A 1,247-nucleotide genomic window follows, 5' to 3' on the forward strand; every position below is an offset into this window, starting at 1 on the left:
GTTGACAGTTTTAAAATAATTTATATTAAACCAGAGAAGCTAGCTTCTCTGGTTTTTTTGTTATGTACAAAATTAGGTGTTTTCATATTAAGATTTAAGTGTGGTCTTTTGTTATTATAGGTTTTTATTGACTCTTTGATTAAAAATTGGAGTTCTTGTTTATTATTACATCTATAGATTAGGAACTCATTTTTAAGTATTCCATTGATTCTTTCTGCCAAGGCGTTTTGATAACAATCATATCCATCAGTCATTGAAGGTATTGTTCCACTTTTTTTGAGTTCATTTTGATATATCTCAGAGCAATATTGTAACCCTCTATCTGAATGATGAATGGTTGTTTTTTCGGTTACTTTCTCTTCGAGAGCCATTTTGATAGCCTTCACTACGTTTTCTGCGCTCATATCATCACTTAGATGATAGCCCATAATCTTTCTGCTGTAAGCATCGGTAACCAAGGAGAGGTAGTGTGTTTTTTCTCTACTTTTAATATAAGTAATATCACTAACAAAGTATTGTTCTGGTTCCTGGGGTTTCTGATTTTTCATGAGATTAGGGTGTTTTTTTAACCAGTGTTTAGAATAAGTTGTTTTTATGTACTTTTTCTTAGGACTAATCAACATAGATTCTGAACGTAAGTAATCAAACAAGGCATCCCTTCCTATCTTGATTCCTAGAGATTCAAAATCTTCTTTAAGCAAATAATAGAGCTTACGTGTGCCTATTCTAGGCATTTGTCTTCGTAGGTGCTCAACGAGTAATTTTACTTGACCTAACTCTTTAGAACGAAGTAGTGAACGCTTTTCAGATTGATAGATAGCTTGTCTGCTAATCCCAAACAATCGACAACAACAAGCAAGGCTTACTTGCTTTTCTTGTCGGATGCGTTGGATTGATTGGGTAAAAACTTTTTTCTGATAGCAGTACCAAACTGTTGATCCGAGATGTCAATCATCGTATTAAGAATCTCATTTTTGAGTTTTTCATCTGAGAGTTCTCGCTCTAATCGTTTGATCTTCTGGGCTGGAGTTTCTTTTTTCTTTGGATTGGACATTGAATGAAGTATTGGCTTACTCCAGTCTAAGGTACCATGTTTTCGCAACCAAACCAAAACGGTACTTCTTCCTTGAATACCGTAAGCCTTTTGAGCTTGCTTATAGGTCATCTCGCCTTTTTCTACCTGAGATACTACTGCTAATTTAAAGCCTAAATTGTAATCGCACTGAGTACGCTTCTTCTTAGAATTC

1 protein-coding gene is annotated in these 1,247 nt (G+C 34.6%); it reads right to left on the reverse strand.

Annotated features, from left to right (window positions below):
* Nucleotides 1–20: 20 nt before the first annotated feature.
* Nucleotides 21–1,247 (reverse strand): IS3 family transposase gene (locus tag ABW637_RS21725; RefSeq protein ID WP_367586842.1). Its coding sequence is split into 2 segments (ribosomal slippage), with 1,228 coding nucleotides annotated over them: nt 21–901 and nt 901–1,247; the frame shifts between segments, so codons are not numbered across the junction. This gene is flagged as partial in the annotation.

Origin of the sequence: Aquimarina penaris (assembly GCF_040786285.1) — a bacterium.
Classification (GTDB): Bacteria; Bacteroidota; Bacteroidia; order Flavobacteriales; family Flavobacteriaceae; genus Aquimarina.